The organism is Planktothrix paucivesiculata PCC 9631 (assembly GCF_900009265.2).
In the GTDB taxonomy this organism is placed as follows: Bacteria; Cyanobacteriota; Cyanobacteriia; order Cyanobacteriales; family Microcoleaceae; genus Planktothrix; species Planktothrix paucivesiculata.
Genome location: NZ_LR735000.1, coordinates 59,940 through 78,305, shown reverse-complemented (window position 1 = coordinate 78,305; position 18,366 = coordinate 59,940). Strand labels below are relative to the sequence as shown.

At 42.8% G+C, this 18,366-nt stretch carries 8 protein-coding genes; 1 reads left to right on the top strand and 7 read right to left on the bottom strand.

The features are described 5' to 3' along the window. The 6 genes from PL9631_RS04285 to PL9631_RS04260 all read right to left on the bottom strand — a co-directional run. The coding region (locus PL9631_RS04285) for an Ig-like domain-containing protein (RefSeq protein ID WP_197046263.1) at nucleotides 1–7,795 on the bottom strand (7,795 nt) is incomplete at its 3' end. 249 nt (nucleotides 7,796–8,044) lie between these two features. Continuing rightward, nucleotides 8,045–8,401: a hypothetical protein gene (locus PL9631_RS04280; RefSeq protein WP_083617393.1), complete on the bottom strand. Its 357-nt coding sequence runs from the start codon at nucleotides 8,399–8,401 to the stop codon at nucleotides 8,045–8,047. Between the two features lie 89 nt (nucleotides 8,402–8,490). After that, the gene (gene cutA / locus PL9631_RS04275) at nucleotides 8,491–8,814 is read right to left on the bottom strand and encodes a divalent-cation tolerance protein CutA (protein WP_083617391.1); all 324 of its coding nucleotides are present in this window, start codon (nucleotides 8,812–8,814) and stop codon (nucleotides 8,491–8,493) included. A gap of 27 nt (nucleotides 8,815–8,841) precedes the next feature. Continuing rightward, nucleotides 8,842–9,750, bottom strand: coding sequence for a pentapeptide repeat-containing protein (locus PL9631_RS04270; RefSeq protein ID WP_083617389.1), 909 nt, complete (start codon nucleotides 9,748–9,750; stop codon nucleotides 8,842–8,844). A 154-nt stretch (nucleotides 9,751–9,904) separates the two neighbouring features. Beyond that, nucleotides 9,905–10,984 carry an endonuclease NucS domain-containing protein gene (locus PL9631_RS04265; protein WP_083617387.1) on the bottom strand — a complete coding sequence of 360 codons (1,080 nt, stop codon included), beginning with the start codon at nucleotides 10,982–10,984 and terminating at the stop codon, nucleotides 9,905–9,907. A gap of 245 nt (nucleotides 10,985–11,229) precedes the next feature. Continuing rightward, nucleotides 11,230–11,505 carry a hypothetical protein gene (locus PL9631_RS04260; protein WP_083617385.1) on the bottom strand — a complete coding sequence of 92 codons (276 nt, stop codon included), beginning with the start codon at nucleotides 11,503–11,505 and terminating at the stop codon, nucleotides 11,230–11,232. A gap of 190 nt (nucleotides 11,506–11,695) precedes the next feature. On the opposite strand from PL9631_RS04260, the gene PL9631_RS04255 reads away from it, so the two are divergent. Then, on the top strand, nucleotides 11,696–17,878 hold the full coding sequence (locus PL9631_RS04255) for a translocation/assembly module TamB domain-containing protein (RefSeq protein ID WP_083617383.1): 6,183 nt from the start codon (nucleotides 11,696–11,698) through the stop codon (nucleotides 17,876–17,878). Here PL9631_RS04255 and PL9631_RS04250 read toward each other — a convergent pair. Continuing rightward, nucleotides 17,875–18,366, bottom strand: coding sequence for an ATP-binding protein (locus tag PL9631_RS04250; protein ID WP_231516637.1), 492 nt, complete (start codon nucleotides 18,364–18,366; stop codon nucleotides 17,875–17,877). The genes PL9631_RS04255 and PL9631_RS04250 overlap by 4 nt on opposite strands.

Below are 18,366 nucleotides of genomic sequence, written 5' to 3'. Positions count from 1 at the left end.
TGACTCCAGGGATGTCGTTATCGGTGTTGATGACATCGACATCGGCGAGTTTATAGTTGTTGTAGGTGCTATCGGCACTGATGACGGGGGTACTGAGAATTTTGTAGGACTGATCTCCGTCGGCAGCTAAATCGTCTACCCCGGTGGCGGTGATGGTTTGATAACTGTTCCAGTTAGCGGGGGTAAAGGTGACGGTGGTGGGGGCGACGGTACCTTCGGCGGTGTTGCTACTACTGAAACTGAGGCTGACATCGGCGCTGGGTTGACTCAGGAGGCGCAGGTCAAAGTTGGCTTGACCTCCGGCTTCGCTGGTATTGCCACTGATGGGTTGAATTTGAAATCCGGCGCTGTCGTTGTCGATGATGGTGAAACTGTCTGTAATGTCTGGCCCTAATACGATTCCAGCGCTGGGGTTACTAATGGTCAGAGTCGCGGTTTCGTCGATTTCGTCGAGGTGGTCATGAACAATGGTGAAGGTGACTTGTCCACTGCTGCTACCGTTGGGAATGGTGATTTTGTTGGGGACTGGTGCGATGAAATCGGCTAGACTGGCATCTCCACTTAACACCAGGTCTAGGGTTTGGTCGCCAATAACGGCTGCTGCTGCGGTGGCGGTGACGGTAATACTGGTTGTCCCGGCTTCGCTGCCTGTGGTTTGGGATAGGAAAAGGTTGACGGGGGGAATGGCTGGGGGCGCATCAACGGTTTTGAAGTTCCAGGTTGTATTGCCACTGATACCAGTATAGGGATTTCCGGCTTTGTCTTGAATGGCGGTTGGGGCAATTTCTACATAATAGTCTGTACTTAGGGCTAAGTCGGCGGTGGGATTAAGGATGAGTAGACTGGCGACTTTATCCTTTTTGTTTGTCCCGATGCTGACTTTAGGGGAATTGACATTCAGGGTTTCGACTATGGAGTTATCGGATAGTTTCTTGATCACGATATTACCACTGCCGATCTGAATGGCTTCACTGAATTTAATGATTAAGTTATCTCCGACGGCTACGGCTGTGGCATCATCGGTTGGGGTTAAACTGATTACCACCGGTGGGGTGGTATCGACGGGGAGGACGTCATCATTTTGAATCGTTAGACTGACTGGAGAACCCGTAATTGTAGTTGTCCCGGCGGTATTACCGTTACTCAGACTAAGTTCTAGGGTTTCGTTAGCTTCAACAACAGTATCACCCAGGATTTCGACCGCAATCGTGGCAGTGGTGGCATTGGGAGCAAAATTAATCTTACTGCCCGTAGCACTGACTCCACTACCACTGACCAGAACGTTATTGTAATCTGTACCAACGCTGGCGGTGCCTCCTAAACTGAAATCAACGCTACTGGCCTGTTGAGTCTCCCCGTCCCGGCTAATGGTGAAACTGACGACTTGGCTACCTGTATTCCCTTCTGCAATCTGGGTGCTGCTGCCAATCACATTGTAGGTAATATCATTATCAACAATTTGGGCATTCACCGCACCAATGGGTCGGGTGGTGGGATAGTTAGGGGCTGTGCTTTTAGTAATCGCGTGGGTAATACTACTGCTGTGATTATGTTCAGCAACACCATCATCAATCGCCCTGACCGTAATAGTTTGGGGAGTGATGCCCGTGGTGGGGGTGAAGTTGACGATTTGAGATGGGGCAAAGTTAACGCCGTCTAAGCTGATTTCGGCTTGGGCATCGGAGGTAAGAGTAACTTCGACATTCCCCAGGGGTTGAGTATTTAATTGTATTTCATAAGTATCTGTTTTTCCGGCTTCTGTGAGATTGGTACTGCCTCCCGATTGGGTAATTGTGACTCCAGGGATGTCGTTATCGGTGTTGATGACATCGACATCGGCGAGTTTATAGTTGTTGTAGGTGCTATCGGCACTGATGACGGGGGTACTGAGAATTTTGTAGGACTGATCTCCGTCGGCAGCTAAATCGTCTACCCCGGTGGCGGTGATGGTTTGATAACTGTTCCAGTTAGCGGGGGTAAAGGTGACGGTGGTGGGGGCGACGGTACCTTCGGCGGTGTTGCTACTACTGAAACTGAGGCTGACATCGGCGCTGGGTTGACTCAGGAGGCGCAGGTCAAAGTTGGCTTGACCTCCGGCTTCGCTGGTATTGCCACTGATGGGTTGAATTTGAAATCCGGCGCTGTCGTTGTCGATGATGGTGAAACTGTCTGTAATGTCTGGCCCTAATACGATTCCAGCGCTGGGGTTACTAATGGTCAGAGTCGCGGTTTCGTCGATTTCGTCGAGGTGGTCATGAACAATGGTGAAGGTGACTTGTCCACTGCTGCTACCGTTGGGAATGGTGATTTTGTTGGGGACTGGTGCGATGAAATCGGCTAGACTGGCATCTCCACTTAACACCAGGTCTAGGGTTTGGTCGCCAATAACGGCTGCTGCTGCGGTGGCGGTGACGGTAATACTGGTTGTCCCGGCTTCGCTGCCTGTGGTTTGGGATAGGAAAAGGTTGACGGGGGGAATGGCAGGTGGAGCATCAACGGTTTTGAAGTTCCAGGTTGTATTGCCACTGATACCAGTATAGGGATTTCCGGCTTTGTCTTGAATGGCGGTTGGGGCAATTTCTACATAATAGTCTGTACTTAGGGCTAAGTCGGCGGTGGGGTTAAGGATGAGTAGACTGGCGACTTTATCCTTTTTGTTTGTCCCGATGCTGACTTTAGGGGAATTTACATTCAGGGTTTCGACGATGGAGTTATCGGAGAGTTTCTTAATCACGATATTACCACTGCCGATCTGAATGGCTTCACTGAATTTAATGATTAAGTTATCCCCTACGGCTACGGCTGTGGCATCATCGGTTGGGGTTAAACTGATTACCACCGGTGGGGTGCTATCGACGGGAAGAACATCGTTATCGCTATTGGTGACATCAATATCCTTGGGTTTAATACCGTTAAATCGGGTATCTGCACTGGTAGAGGCGGCGGTAATAATTTTATAGGGTTTATCGCCATCAACAATAGCATCATCAACTCCGGTGACAGTAACGGTTTGGGGGGTATTCCAGTTAGTTGAATTGAAGGTGACGGCGGCGGGTAAGACTGTGCCTTCGGCAAGGTTATCACTGGTTAACCCAAGGCTGACGTCGGCGGTGGGTTGACCGTTGAGTTGGACGGTAAAAGTGGCTTGACCTCCGGCTTCTGTGGTATTGCCACTGATGGGGGAGATAATAAACGCTGGAATGTCGTTGTCGGTGTTGATGAAGGGAATATCGTTGGGGTCAATACCGTTAAAGCGGGTATCGGTACTGGTAGAGGCTCCGGTGACAATATTATAGGCTTTATCCCCATCCACAATCGGATCATCGACTGGCAGAACCGTAACGGTTTGGGGGATATCCCAGTTGGTGGCATTAAAAGTAACGGCGGCCGGGATTACAGTGCCTTCATTGGTGTTATCACTACTCAGGGGAAGGGTGACATCCCCCGTGGGTTGACCGTTGAGATAAATGACAAATCCTCCGGTACCTCCGGCTTCTGTGGTATTGCTAACGACGGGTACTACGATGAACCCAGGACTGTCGTTGTCGCTATTGGTGACGGCGATATCGTTAGGATTAATCCCGTTATAACTGGGATCTTGACTGCCGATGGCTGTGGTGACAATATTATAGGGTTTATCGCCATCAAAGAAAATATCATCGACGCCCGTAACAGTAATCGTTTGGGGGATATTCCAGTTGGTGGCATCGAAGCTAACGCTTTTGGCGGAGAGGGTGCCTTCTCCGGGATTATCACTACTTAAATTAAAGCTAACATTACCCGTAGGTTGACTGCTGAGTTGAATCGTAAAGGTGGCTGTACCTCCGGCTTCTGTGGTTTTACCACTAATAGCAGCAATTGTGACCCCGGCCACGTCGTTATCAAGATTATCAATCCCAATATCGTTGGGGTTAATGCCGTTATAGTTGGTATCGGTACTGGTGGCGGCTCCGGTAACAATATTATAGTTTTGATTCCCGTCAGCAATACTATCATCAACTCCGGTAACGGTGACGGTTTGGGGTTGATTCCAGTTAGTTGAATTAAAGGTGACAGAAGCGGGTAAAACCTTGCCTTCGGCGGTATTATCGCTACTTAAAGGAAGGGTGACGTCGGCGGTGGGTTGGGTTTTGAGTTGGATAGTAAAGGTGCTAGTCCCTCCAACTTCTGTGGTGTTGCCACTAATAGCCGAAATCGTGAACCCAGCCAGGTCGTTATCGAGGTTGTTAACACCGATATCGTTAGAGTCTAAGCCGCTATAGTTAGTGTCGGTGCTGGTGGCCGCGGCGGTGACAATTTTATAAGGTTTATTGCCATCAATAATATTGTCATCGACTCCAGTAACAGTAACAGCTTGAGCAGTATTCCAGTTACTCGGGGTAAAGGTAACGCTATTGGCTGATAATGTGCCTTCGGCGGTGTTATCGCTGGTTAACCCAATGGTGACGTCGGCGCTGGGTTGGCTGCTTAACCGGACAGTGAAGCTATCGGTGGCGGCGGCTTCAGTGGTGGTTAATCCGTTTTTGGGTTTAAGAACAATTCCGGGGGTGTCGTCGTTGGTGAGGGTAACATTCAGGGGTGAACCTGTAATAGTAGCTGTCCCTGCGGGTTTGCCGTTGCTGAGGGTGAGGCTGAGGGTTTCATCGGGTTCGACTTGGGCATCTCCCAAGATTTCAACGGCGATGGTGGCGGTGGTGGCGTTGGCGGCAAAGTTGATGGTGCTGTTTGTAGCACTCACTCCCGTACCCGTGACGTTGGGGTTATTATAGTCTGTGCCATTGCTGGCGGTTCCCCCGAAACTGAAATCAATACTACTGGGTTGTTGGGTTTCGCCCCCGCGAGTAATCGTAAAACTAATAACTTGGTTGCCCGTATTGCCTTCTTTAATGGTGGTGGTGCTGCCAACTACAGTGTAGGTAATATCATTATCGGTAATTTGGGCATTCACCGGGCCGATGGGCATGGTGGTGGGATAGTTGGGCGTGGCACTGGCCGTAATTGCGTGGGTAATACTGCTGGTATGGTTATGTTCGGCTACGGTATCATCTACGGCTTTGACGGTGATGGTTTGGGGGGTTTGGCCGTTGACGGGCGTGAAGGTGACGGTTTTGCTGTTGCCAAAGGTAGCCCCGTCGGTACTAACTTGGGCTTGGGCATCGGCGGTGACGGTAATGGTGACATCACCCAAAGGTAGGGTATTTAATTGTATGGTATAAGTATCGGTAGCTCCTGCTTCTGTAACGTCGGTGCTGCCTCCGTTTTGGGTGATAGTGACGGCGGGGAGGTCGTTGTCGGTATTGATAACATCGACATCGGCGGGTTTGAGGCCGTTATAGTTGGTGTCGGTGCTGGTGGCGGGGGCACTGAGAATTTTGTACGCTTGATCTTGATCAATGATCTGGTCGTCTATCCCGGTGGCAGTGACCTTTTGATAACTGTTCCAGTTAGCGGGGGTAAAGGTAACGGTGGTGGGGGCTACGGTTCCTTCGGTGGTGTCACTACTGCTGAAACTGAGGGTAACGTCAGCCGTCGGTTGGGAACTGAGACGGATGCCGAAGGTGACTTGACCTCCAAGTTCGCTGGTATTGCCAGAAATGGGAATAAATTGAAATCCTGCCGTGTCGTTGTCGGTAATCGTGAAACTGCCTGTGGTGGTTGGCCCTAAGACAATGCCAGCACTGGGGTTACTGATAGCGAGGTTAGCGGTTTCGTCTATTTCATCAAGTTTGTCGTCAGTAATGGTGAAGGTGACTTGTCCGGTGGTGCTACCGTTGGGAATGGTGATTTTATTGGGGAGGGTTCCCACGAAGTCAAGGGCGGTGGCACTTCCAGTTAACGCTAAATCAACGGTTTGGTCGCCAACAACGGGCAGGGCAGCCGTGGCAGTGACGGTAATACTGGTGGTGTTGGCTTCTGTTCCGGTGGTGGGGCTTATGGACAGGTTAACGGCATCAGGGACAGTTGTGAAATTCCATTGCGTACTCCCACTAATTCCAAGAAAGGGATTGGCGGCTAAATCAGCAATAGTTATGGGAGCAATTTCTACATAATATTCTGTGCCCGGAGCTAAATTGGCAGTGGGGTCAATAATCAGTCGATTGCCATTGACTGTGAGACTGGGGGAATTAACCGCTAGGGTTTCAACAATTGAACCATCTGATAATTTTTTAATCGTGACATTGCCCGTATTACTTTTCTGAATAGCTTCATTGAAGGTGACAATTAAATTATCTCCTAGGGCAACTCCTGTAGTATTATCCGTTGGTGATAAACTGGTCAGGACTGGAGGAGTCCGATCAGGAGTTTTGAAATTCCAGGCACTATTTCCACTCAGGCCCGCAAAGGCATTGCCACTCAAATCTTTAAAGGCTGTATTGTCAATTTCAACGTAATATTCTGTTTCCGATGCCAAATCGTTTGTGGGGTTGATAAATACCTGAAGACTAGCTCCACCAGCCGTCAAAAAACTGATGTTGGGTGATGTCACCGATATGGTTTCAAAAATAGAATTATCCGAGAGTCTTTTGATAACAATATTACCAGTCCCTTTAGAAACGGGTTCGTTGAATGTGATATCTAAGTTGCCAAACAACGCTATTTTGCCGATGCTATCATCGGCGGGACTTAGGTTCGTAATGGTGGGTGGAATATTATCAACGGTTGTAAAACTCCAGTCTTTAGCAGTTGTTGCTTTAGAGGGTAGTGATCCAGATGAACTTACAAGCGCGCCTTGAGAAATTTCAACGGTGTATCGTGTTTGTCCTGCTAAATCATTGGTGGGGTTAATAACAAGTTCATAACTATTAATTGTAATATTAGGTGAATTTATATCTAGGATTTCAAAAATATTTCCCGCAGCATTCTTAATAACAATATTGCCAGTGCCTTTGACAATCTGTTGGTTGTAATAGACCGTTAAGTCATTCGCCACCGGAACTTGTACCCCATTATTAAAAGGGAGTACAGCGTTAATCAGAAGTTCTATAGGTGGAGGCGTGGTGTTCTGAAAATATCGGATTGTGCCGTCGGCGTTCCCAACAAAAGCATCCAAGTTTCCATCCTTGTTAAAATCGGCAAAAGTGGGGGTGCTATTAATCCCCAAACTTAGGCTACTGAAGGGGTTGGCGGCACCGATCTGCTGGGTGAAAATTCCGTTGTCGTTTTGAAAGTATTCGGGCGTACCCTGATTAGTGCCAATAACAGCATCCAAGTCCCCATCCTTGTCAACATCGGCAAGATTGGGCCTACTAAGCGGCCCAATATTTACAACAACATTTAAGGGGTTGGCTGCACCCTTCTGCTCAGTAAAAATTCCGTTGTTGTTCTGCAAATAGGAGATCGTGCCGAGGACGTTCCCAATTGCAGCATCTAAGTCCCCATCACCGTCAAGATCGCCAAAGCTGGGGGCACTATAACGCTGACCCTGGAAACTATTGAAGGGGTTAGTCGCACCCGTCTGCTCAGTGAAAATTCCGTTGTTGTTCTGCAAATAGTTGAGCGTACCGCTGATGTTCCCAGAAAAAACATCCACGTCCCCATCCTTGTCAATATCAGTAAGGGCGGGGGTACTGACAATGCCTTTCCTGAAACCATTGAAGGGGTTGATCGTACCCGTCTGCTCAGTGAAAATTCCGTTGTTGTTCTGGAAATAGTTGAGCTTGCCATCGCCGTTCCCAACCACAACATCTAAGTCCCCATCCTTGTCAAGATCGGCAACGCTGGGGGCACTATTATTCCCAACATCGAAACCATTCAAGGGGTTGTCAGCACCAGTTTTTTCTTGAAAAGTAGCCATATTGATCAATCCTTTATGTAATCGTTCTGGTTAGTTGGGGACTGTGGACTTGGGTGTTTGGTCTGACCCCTTGGACAAGAAAAATTATATCGTAAGAAGTATTCTTGCGGGAAGTCACTTTTTTGCAACCTATACCGCCCCAAATATAACTATCTTGTAGGTTGGTTTTTTTTGCTGTAACCAAACCTACGAAGAAATACCTAGGGTATGGTTTGAAATATTCGATTTTCCAGACCAATACCGATTAACTTATTTAAAATTTAAGGATGCTTCGTTACACAAATCAACATCCATCAAATCCGTAGATGTTCCATCTTCATATTCAGCACGAACATCAAAGATACAACCCGCATCTGAACCCCCATAGTCGGCTTGATCCCACTGAAAATCCTGTTTATCACGATCGCCAATTGCTTCTGGGAGCTCATTATCACCCCAATCCTCTTGATCTGGGGCTGAGATATACACAGCCGTCATCGCTTTTCCACTATTATTAATTACTGAAATGGTAATCACATCAGCTAAAGAACTCAAAGCAGTTAAACCAATTAGGGGCAAAGATAGACAAGTAGAAATGACAATCCGACTGAAAAAATTATTAGCCATTGTTCCAGAATCCTTTAAGGTTGATTATTTTTCTATGAGCGATGATACATCATAAAAGAGAATAAAGTTATTAAGAGAAAACGAAGTTTTTAAAGAGTTTGAGTTTCTTCAGAAATCCAGCTTAAATAACTTACCGAACCTTTGATAATCGGTAAAGCAATAATTTCTGGTACTTTATAGGAGTGCAGTTGTTTAATTCTTATTTCTAAATCTTCAAACTGTCTAATAGCTGTTTTAATGATTAATTGCCATTCATCCTCCCGGCATAATTCTGATTTCCAGGTATAAATAGAATGAATCGGCATTAAACTGACGCAAGCTGCTAGTTTTTCTTCCACTAACACTTGAGCAATTTTTTCCGCTTCTGAACGAGAACTTGCCGTAACAAAAACTACAATATAATCTGTCACCATTGATGTGCTGTTAAATCTGAATTGTGATTATCTTAACTCAACTGCACAGTTTTGAGTATGACCTTGATATAAATTAGAGCAGGTTGTTGCTAAATCCAGATAAAGTTTTAAAGCTTGCGGTAATTGTGCCCCTTGGAATTGAGTATTTTCCAGGGTTGCTCCCAATAGTGAAGCATCTCTTAAATCCGCATCTCTTAAGTCCGCCTGTGATAATTTTGCCCAGTTTAAATTTGCCCACATTAGACTCGCCTGTTCTAAATTAGCTCCGGTTAAATCGGCTTTGGTTAACCGTACTCCTCGCATTTGGGCTTGACTGAGATTGGCATTAATTAGGGTGGCTTCCTCTAAATCAGCCCCATTTAGTCTGGCTTCATGGAGATTAATTCCATCCAGATTAACGCGACTTAATTTAATCCCATTTAAGTAGGCTTTTTGTAAATTAACTCCCGTTAATTCCGCCCCTAATAAATTAGCCCCACTGAGTTTTGCCGAAACTAAATTCGCCCATTTTAAGTTAACTTCGGTTAAGTTTGTTTCTCTTAAATTCGAGAATGGTAAGTTTGCCGAGCATAAATTGGCATTCGGTAAGCTGGCACTTCTTAAATTAGCTCCGGCTAAAGTTGCACCGCTTAAATTAGCATTAGGAAGTTTGGCTTTAACTAAAAAAGTCCCCGTCAAATTGGCTTTGGTTAGGTTCGTATCCCCTAATTTTGCCTCATTCATTTTGGCATAACTCAAATTCGCTCGATGCAAACAGGCTCCATTCAATTTGACCCGACTCAGGAAAGCCCGACTTAAGTTTGCTCCCGTTAGGTTGGCCCTGGACAAATTGACACCAATTAAAATCACTCCCGATAGGTCTGCACCCTGGAGGTCTACTTCTGTAAAATTGGTTTCTCCTTCCTCGTATTGTCTCAAGAGTTGACTCACTTGCATAAATGTATCACTCCGGTTCCCTTGACTTGTATTTTCAATATACCCGGAAATCTTAAGAAAGTTTTTATACTTTTGTGTTTAAGATTCAACACTTCTGGCATAACGGCAAAACGCAGTGGCGATCGCACTCTTTGGGACACCATCGACCTTCCCTTTAGTCATCGAGCCCAAAATGTTGCGATAGTCTCTCAATTGTAAAACTACTCGTCATACGACACGCTGTATGCTGGAGTGCAAAAAGCCCCTTCTCCCAATATGCTGCACTTCTAGGAACTGTTTTAATCCATTCAATACGAACAAGATACTCACACAAATCTGGGTCATTAATGTTTTCATCCATTTTAGGAGCTATAAGTGGAACTTGTAAAATGGATATTTCTTGCCCATCAAGCGATACTTTGAAATCTCTGATAGGGACAACAGTATCTTTTACTACACCAACTCCAACGTAGCCTGTTTTTGGAATGTTGACGAATACACGTGAGCCTGGGAAAAGTGATTTCAGTGTTTGGCTGTACCACTTCCCGTTACCACCTGATACAAAACCGTATTTCTGACAATCATCCCAACTTCGGTGCTCACCTTCACCAAGACTGATGTAAAAGTCTCGCCCATTCCAAGCCTCACTGCCTTTTCTAGCAGTCGATTTACTTACCTTGCGCTCAACATCTTCAGGTTCAGCAAGCCAAGTTCGCGCTAAATAATCGCGATCATCATCACGGAAGAAACGGAAGAATACAGCATTGATAGGCACTCCATAACTATCAGTTAAGTAATTAATGATTCTCTCTGTGCTGGTATCAAGTTCCGATGCAACTACGATCAGTTCGTGACGTTGATTAATTTGCTCTGGTAGACTGCTTCCAAAAGCGTCATCAAAACCTTCTTCTAACTTCTTGCCAGGATTTTTGTCTGAGTAAATAGCTGCAATCTCTTCATAAGAAAGTGATTGAACCCAGGAAGCATAATCAAGTAATTGTGCTACTACTTCACGAGGGGTTCGGCTCTTCTTTAATTCAATAATGGATAAATTCCCTGACATGTCCATCGCCAACATATCGATGAATTTGCCATAAGATGTTGCAACTTGCCGTCCAATTAACATCAATTGAGCAGACAAGATAGAAATGTCTTGAACAAGCGCATCCTCCAACCTTGACTCTGAGTTGATTGCAGAAATCGCTACTTTTTCAGGTTTAGCCCCCAACCGCCAAATTCCTACTTCAATCGGCATTCAATTCACCCAACGAAACAGATTCAAACGAAACAGATCTTCTACAAATACTGCCCTCATAAATAATTAAAAGCCAGCTAACGGCTAAATTGAGCGGCAAGCGATCGCCTTCAACTTAAATTAAACCAAAATATTACCTTTCTGTCCGCTCCAATGATTTGTTATGCCCCGATCGCCTATAAATTACTTATGCTTTGCGATCGCTGATTACCTTTGGGGACTCAACTCAGCCACAATCCCTGAAATCACTTGACTACAAGCTCCATAACACCCCCACCAAAAGCGGCAGCAACGTTGTACCCAATTTTAATCCCAAAGAGTCGAGCATGGGGGTGCTTCTCGCTCAAGAAGTCAGCAGCGCGTAAGCCATTTGCATCAATCCTATAGTCACCTGTCTCAATGTCTATGATGACCATCTTGCCAATATTTTCTTCAACTTCCACTTCTTGGCGGATTCTGCTTTCGTACAGTTGCTCTGCACGTTGAGCAACTTCTTCGCGGCTTAAAAGGATAGCTTGCATAAGTTGACTCCCAATCGCTACATTACCTGTTCTAACCCCTCCATAATACCCTGCAAATCAATAGAATTGTCACTGCCAGACCTGTCAAGTATTATCTCTAAGGTGGGAGTCTTGTGGGTTTTGGAGCAGGTTCTCTAAGTCTGCATTACTTCTATAATATTGTGTTGATTCACTTAGAGCCAGATTTGAGATGCCTAATTCACCGAATCCCAATTCTGAATCGATAGTACGTCCACGACGACGGTTAAAGCGCATCCTGATTTGGGGGGGTGTAGGATGCGGAATTACGCTGTTAACCGTGGGAACAACCGCTAGTTGGCTGATTCGGTATCGGTTAGCCCCCATCATTAGTAATGTCTTAGAAGGGATTCTACAACGGCCTGCTGATGTTGGCCCCGTTGAACGAATTACCCTAAATAGTATTCGTTTTGGTCACTCGTCGATTCCCGCCACCGCCACGGATACGGATAGGGCGGAAGTGGGGGCTGTAGAGGTCAATTTCTCTCTTTTATCATTATTTCAACCTAAAGTTCAACTGGATATTACTCTGGTTGATCCTAATATTTATATTGAACAAAATTCATCGGGAAACTGGATTGATACTAAACTTAAATTAGATCCAAATCCTCCGGTTACGTTGGTTTTTAGAACCATTGGGATTGAAAATGCTCAAATTAATTTAGTGCCCTACGCGCTTTTAAAAGCCAAAGAAAAGCCGATTGTTATTGCGGTGGAGCAAATCAAAGCTAATTTAACCGAAGATCAGCAGCAAATTCAAGCAGATTTAAGGGGAAAATTTGCAGAAACAGGTACTTTTGCGATCAAAGCAGATGCCTTATTAGAAACGGGAAAAGTTAATGCTCAAATTCAAGCTAATCGTTTGGATTTAAGTCATTTAGTTTGGTTTGTAGAAACTCCTGGGATTGCTATTAAACAGGGAAGACTCAATACAAATTTAAACGTTAAATTAAATAATTATAAACCCTTGGATATTAAAGGAACACTAAATTTAGATCAGGTTAAAGTTGCTGTTGATAGTCTTCCTCAACCTGTTAATCTGAGTCAAGCTAAATTGCGCTTTTCAGGAACTCAATTGATCATTGATCAGTTGAATACTACTATGGGAGATTTGGCACTGGGATTAACCGGATCAGTTTTAACTAATTCTGATTTAGACTTGGCTAAAACTCAATTAAATTTGGCAGCTAATTTACAACCTGTGCAAGTTTCAACCCTGTTAAAAACCGTGGAAACGATTCAGGGAAAACCTTTAATTTTACCCTTTCCTGTTGCGGGAGAATTGAAAGCCAATCTTAACTTAAAAGGAAATTTAAACGCCCCTCAACTTTCAGGAAATATCGCTACAACTCAACAAACTTTAGTTGATCGCATTTATTTCGATAATATTCAAACTGATTTTAATATTTTAACTAAACTTGATCCAAATTTCAAGATTTTAGCCGATCCAATTATTCAGATTCAAAACCTATTAATTCAACCTTCCCTTGGGGGATCAGTTACAGGAAAAGGAGAAATTAAATTAGCAAGACTGACGGGTTTATTAACACCCCCGATTAAACCCCAGACGACGGTTGATCAAAAAATACTTCCGAAACTACCGCCAAATCCTCAGATTTCAAAACCCAAAACCGAACTCAATCCGATTGTTAAATTAGATTTTATAGTAGATAATATTCCTGTAGATGCGATCGCTAAATCCTATGAATTTACACCCAGTTTTCCGATTGGAAATCTATCCGCAAATGGTCAAATTTCTGGGGATTTAGAAAACTTAAAAGCCCAGACTCAATTCTCCTTACCTTCAGCTATTTATCCAATTTTAGGGGAAGCTCAACTTTCAGGCAATACGGCGAAAGCACAGATTAAAATTGCGGAAGGAAATCTGAATCTTATTGCACAACAAACTAATAATCAGATTTGGAATGCTGAAGTCATAGCTAATCAACTTTCCCTGACTCCGTTAGTAGATTTGGGTCTATTATTTGCAGCCATTCCTGATCAGACTAAACAACAAATTCAATCCGTTGATTTAACCGATGGTCAGTTAAATTTAGTCGCGCAGCTATCGGCAAATTTGCAAGATTTTTCCCTCAATAACTTAAAAGCAGATAGTCAAATTCAACTTAATTTTCAGAATAGCACAATTAAGGCGATCTCCCAACTCCAAAATGGACTACTACAAACGGATTTTTCTAGCGATAATTTATCTTTACCTCGATTAATTAATATTGGATTACCCTTTGCTAAATTAACCGATGCTCTCACCTCTCAAATTCAGAGTTTAGATATCAGTCAAGGAACTTTACAAATTGATGGATCTCTATCCGGTAAAATTGATAATTTTAGCCCCAATAACTTTAATGGAAATGCGAAAACAGTCATTAATTTAGGTCAATTAGGGGGAATAATTACCACCAATAGTCAACTCAATCAAGGACAATTTCAAGGACAATTTAACGCCCAAGAAATCCAGTTAAATCCTTGGATTAATTTAGGTTTACCCCTCGCTAATTTACCCCCAAACCTCCAGAATCAAATTCAAACCTTAGACTTTCGTAATAGTCGTTTAAACGGAGAAGGAAATCTTACCGGAAATTTAACTAATTTTAATCTTAATACTCTGATTGCTACGGGATTAGCACAGGTTAATTTAGGGAATTTTGGTGGAATTATTAACGCAGAAGGACAATTAGCAAATAATCAATTAACAGGTCAAGTAATCACCGATCAAATTCCTCTACAACCCTTAATTAATTTCGGATTACCTTTAGCCAATTTACAACCTAGTTTATTAGCTGAAATTAACGCCTTAAATTTCCAAGGAGGATTCCTACAAGGGTCAGCAAAAATTAACGGAAATCTCACTAATTTTTCCCCGAATAACTTAATAGCTTTTCTCGATAGTCAAGTCAATTTAGGTCGAGATGGAGGAGTCATTTTAGCAACCGGAGAAACTCGACAAGGACAATGGAAAACAACTATTAAAGGAGATCAAATTGCTTTAGGTCGATTCTCTCAATTAGTCGAATCTCAAATCCCTACTAATCTGCGTCAAAATGGACTATTACAGCAAGCTGAAAATATGCCTTTATTGCGAGGATTATTAACTACTGAAATCACCGGAGAAGGAAACCTTAATAGTTTTAATCCTAAGACTATACAAGCATTAGGTCAATTACGACTCACAGAATTACCGATTATTAAACAACCTTTTGAAGCCATTGCTAGTTGGAATGGTCGAGAAATTAATATTAAAAAAGCGGAAACCCAGGGATTTTCAACCGATGGCTTAATTGGGGTGGAATTTCAAGGAAATGGTATTCCCCAATTATCTAATTTAAACCTGAATGTTCGGGCTGATAATTTTGATTTACAATCTCCCCTAGTTCAAAATTTATTAACGGCTTTACCCTTAGAAATTACCACGGGAGAAAGTGCTTTAGTGGCGGGAATTGTTGATTTTAATGGTAAATTAACAGGAACTCCTTCGGCTTTAAACCTAAACGGAAATTTAAGATTAAATAACTTTGCTGTCCGAGATGTCACCTTTGAACCCATTCTAGCAGGAACTGTTAATATTATTCCGAATCAACAAGTTAATATTGCCTTAGCGGGAGAAAGGGATAAAATAGAATTAGCTTTGGATAATCAGTATTTACCGACTTCCTTTTTAGTAAAACGGAATGATAGTCAATTAGTCGGAAACTCTCAAGGGAATAATTTAGAGATTAATTTAGACGACTTTCCTCTACAAACATTAAGTTTATCTCCCTTAGCTGAACTAAATATTGGACAATTAAAAGGTATAGCATCGGGAAAATTAACCGTCTCTAATTTAGCCAGTTTTGATATTAATAAAATAGGGGTAATCGGAAATATTGCGATCCAGAACCTAATTTTAGGTCATATTGAAACCGATTTATTTTTGGGAAATTTTAGTTATCAAAATGGGATTGCTAAGTTAATTGATGCTGAATTGAGTAAAGGAATGACTCAGATTTTAATTAATGGTCAAGCCAATGTTTCTGAGATTTTAGCGAGTCTTTCTACACCTCAAACCACCAATTTATCTACTGTATCCAATCAATTTGAAGGTACAATTAAAATTCCTCAAGGGAGTTTACAGGACGTTTTAACTGCCTTAAAAATCTTTAATTTAGCGGATTTTGGTCGGGGATTAACTCCCCCAAACTATGGAATAGCGGCCGATGTCAAGCCTGTTCCCGTCGGTTTACCCCCTACTGCTACGTTATTTGAACAATTACAACGCCTAGAAGAAATTAGACAAATTTTACAACAATCCCTAGCAGAAATTGCCGATCAACCCCTACCTCCTTTACAGGATTTAGATGGAAAATTTACCGGGGAAATTGCCTTTCAAGGTTCAATTCCATCGGGAATTAATGCAACAGCAACCATCAAAGGTCAAGACTGGAATTATGGCAGATATACCGCCGATCAGTTCCTATTAGAAGCAAATTTTGCCGATAATGTGGTGCGAGTTGAACCCATCCAATTGCGTGCAGGATCGGCATTATATGATTTTCGCGGACAGTTGAATTTAGCCAATCAACAAACATCAGGTCAGTTTCGGGGAAAAAATATCCGCTTAGAAGAAATTGAGAAAATTGTTGATTTGCCAAATGTGGATTTAACCGGACAATTGAATGTTCGGGCGAGTATTGCTGGAACTTTAGAGAATCCCCAATCATCGGGGGAATTAACCTTATTAGAAGCAACGGTTAATGATGAACCGATTCAAGAAGCTCAAAGCAGTTTTAGTTATAATAATGCTCGACTAAGATTTGGTGGGAGTTTGTTAGTTACCGAAACCGATCCGATTAGTTTTAGGGGAACTTTACCCTTTAAATTACCCTTTGCTAAAGTTTCTTCAGAAAGTGATGTAGTAGATGTCCGAGTTGATATTAAAGATCAAGGATTAGCTGTGATCAATTTGCTCAATCCTGAGTTAAATTGGCAGGAAGGAAAAGGATTAGTTCAATTAAGAATTAGTGGGAGTTTACAACAACCGGAAACCGGAGGAATTAAACTAGATCTGAAACCAGAAGGATTATTTAAAATTCAAGATGCAGTTTTAACCGCCCGCAGTTTAGAACAATCAATTGTCGGATTAAGTGGAACTGCTGTATTTATTGGCGATCGCATTCAAGTAAAAGATATTGAAGGGGATTTACAAGGAGATAAAGGAACCGGACATATCCGATTAAATGGGGTTTTACCCGTGTCTTATCTCTTAGAGGAAAATGACCCGGATCGGTCAACTCCTCTACAATTAGACCTAGAACAATTAACGCTTAATTTACCAGAACTCTATAAAGGAAATGCCGACGGTGCTATTATTATTAAAGGCACAGTCTTAAAACCAAAATTAGGAGGAGAAGTCATCTTAAGTCAAGGAAAAGTGACTTTACCTTCGGAACAAACTGCTACCTTACCCACAGATACAATTAGTACAACTCCACCTCCTGTCGATGTTAGTTTAAATGGATTAAAATTAACATTAGGTGATAATATTCAAGTTATGACTCCTCCAATTTTAAATGCACCTTTAATTAATTTTAATGCCCAAGGAACGATTGAATTAAATGGAAGTTTAGCCAGTCTTGATAATATTCGTCCTCAAGGAACTATTGACTTAACTGGGGGACAGGTGAATCTTTATACCAGTCAATTAAGGTTAGATAGAGGCTATCCCCAACGGGCAATATTTGTCCCTTCCCAGGGATTAGATCCGATTTTAGATGTGCGTTTAGTTACCCGTGTTCCTGAAACTTTAAGGTTTGTTTCTCCCCCTTCAGCTTTTCCGGCGGAACAAACCGAAGCCTTGAGTCCCTCTCGGTTGGGAACCGTTAGAACTATTCGTATTACTGCTATTGTTCGCGGCTCGGCTTCAGAAATTAATGATATTATTAAGTTACAAAGTTCTCCGTCCCGTTCTCAAAATGAATTAGTCGCTTTATTGGGGGGAAGTGTAATTCAAGGCATCCAAGATGATAGTACATTAGTATTAGCAAATATTGCCAGTACCGGATTATTTGGTAAACTCCAACAGAATGTGATTAACGCCACGGGATTAACGGAATTTAGGATTTATCCCTCACGAGTAGCCGAACGCGGTTCCAAGGGCACAGCTTCCGCTTTAGGAGTGGGAATTGAAGTGGGTTTAGATGTGACTGATAATGCTTATGTTTCTTTAAGTCGGGTCTTAGCTGCGGATCAACCGTTTCAATTTAATATTAATTATCGTCTTAATGATAATATATTGTTGCGGGGAGTTACGAATTTTAGGAATGAGAGTGAAATTCGATTTGAGTATGAAACGAGGTTTTAAATTATTAGATTGTTAACTAGAGTTTTTAAGTCTAAATTATCTGGTTTCAAACGATAAACTTTGATAAATCCTTCCGAGGGAGTGGGAGGAAAATTGGCGATCGCTTTTTCCATTTGTTCAATCACAGATTCAGGAACTTGACGTTGGCGATTTTGATTTCGCAGTTTGCAAATTTCTATGGGAGTTTCTAACACCCAAGCTATCCAAGATCGAGGGATTTCAGGATAAATTAGAGCAGTTTTTTCTAATATATCGAGTCGCCAAGGTCGATAAGCATTGGTCGCATCATAAATAATCGGTTGAGAAGATGCGATCGCCTGTTCCATTTCTTGCAACACTTTTTGTTCAATTTCTAACCAATTTCCCTGAATAATTTCATCCCCATAAAGTTGCTCTCGAATTCGATCTGTAGAAATAATTAAACCCTGGGTGAGATCCGCAAGCTGTTGAGCAACCGTTGACTTTCCCGAACCCGGAATACCAACCAT

Bases quoted from the DNA above. Each gene is read 5' to 3' on its own strand.
- PL9631_RS04270 (WP_083617389.1), bottom strand. From the start codon at position 9,750: ATGCAAGTGAGTCAACTCTTGAGACAATACGAGGAAGGAGAAACCAAT.
- cutA (WP_083617391.1), bottom strand. From the start codon at position 8,814: ATGGTGACAGATTATATTGTAGTTTTTGTTACGGCAAGTTCTCGTTCA.
- PL9631_RS04250 (WP_231516637.1), bottom strand. From the start codon at position 18,366: ATGGTTGGTATTCCGGGTTCGGGAAAGTCAACGGTTGCTCAACAGCTT.
- PL9631_RS04265 (WP_083617387.1), bottom strand. From the start codon at position 10,984: ATGCCGATTGAAGTAGGAATTTGGCGGTTGGGGGCTAAACCTGAAAAA.
- PL9631_RS04280 (WP_083617393.1), bottom strand. From the start codon at position 8,401: ATGGCTAATAATTTTTTCAGTCGGATTGTCATTTCTACTTGTCTATCT.
- PL9631_RS04260 (WP_083617385.1), bottom strand. From the start codon at position 11,505: ATGCAAGCTATCCTTTTAAGCCGCGAAGAAGTTGCTCAACGTGCAGAG.
- PL9631_RS04255 (WP_083617383.1), top strand. From the start codon at position 11,696: ATGCCTAATTCACCGAATCCCAATTCTGAATCGATAGTACGTCCACGA.